The following is an 840-nucleotide window of genomic DNA, read 5'->3' as shown; positions in this document are numbered from 1 at the left end:
TAGGGTCTGGACTCAATTGACCCACCACGAGAGCGCGGCTGCAATGAAGACGCCGGACAGGAATGTGTCGGCTCGCTTGTCGTATCGTGTAGCGATGCGGCGGAAATCCTTGAGCCGACAGAACATGCGTTCGACGACGTTGCGGAGCCGGTAGGCGACCGGGTCATAGGCGTGTGGGTGCTTGCGTGTTGGGTTGGGTGGAATGACGGCTTCGCAGCCTCTTTCGGCCAGCCAGTCACGGAGCCTTCGCGCGTCATAGGCTCGGTCTGCGAGGAGTTTGCGCGGTGTGGGCACACGTGCCAGCAAGGCCTCTGCGCCGGTCAGATCATGGGCTTGGCCCGGTGTTAGGGTTAGGGCCAGCGGGCGACCGCTTTCATCGGTCAGCGCATGAATCTTGGTCGTCCGTCCGCCGCGTGAGCGTCCGATAGCCTGGGCAAAGTCCCCCCTTTTCCGCCCGAGGCCGAACGGTGCGCTTTGACGTGGGTGCTATCGACAGCGGTGGTGCTAACGACACCGCTGGAGCCAGTCAGGGCATAAAAGACATCTTCCCACACGCCTTGCCTGCTCCAGCGATTGAAGCGGTTGTAGATCGTCGTGTAGGGGCCGTACTCAGCCGGGCAGTCACGCCACCGCGCGCCGGTCTTGAGCATGTGGATGATCCCAGACACCACCCGTCGGTCGTCAACCCGATGTGCACCGCGGCGCCCGCTCGGCAACCAGGGCGCAATCCGCTCCCACTCCGCATCGTTCAGCCAATACAAGTGCTTCATCATTCGAGCCTCCGTCCTCGACGGAACTTGAATCACATCACGAAACCAACGGGAATCCGCTAATTGGGTA

1 protein-coding gene is annotated in these 840 nt (G+C 61.9%); it reads right to left on the bottom strand.

Going from position 1 to position 840, the window contains the following annotated elements; translation table 11 throughout:
* Positions 1–12: 12 nt before the first annotated feature.
* A protein-coding gene (locus NIM87_RS18490; protein WP_415061119.1) for an IS5 family transposase occupies positions 13–770 on the bottom strand; the annotation gives its coding sequence in 2 pieces (ribosomal slippage) (positions 13–444 and positions 447–770; 756 coding nt in all).
* Positions 771–840: the final 70 nt, after the last annotated feature.

The sequence above is a fragment of the Devosia ureilytica genome (genome assembly GCF_024273195.1).
GTDB lineage: Bacteria > Pseudomonadota > Alphaproteobacteria > Rhizobiales > Devosiaceae > Devosia > Devosia ureilytica.
The sequence above is the reverse complement of the archived record's forward strand: the minus strand, read 5'-3'. Positions and strand labels throughout refer to the sequence as shown.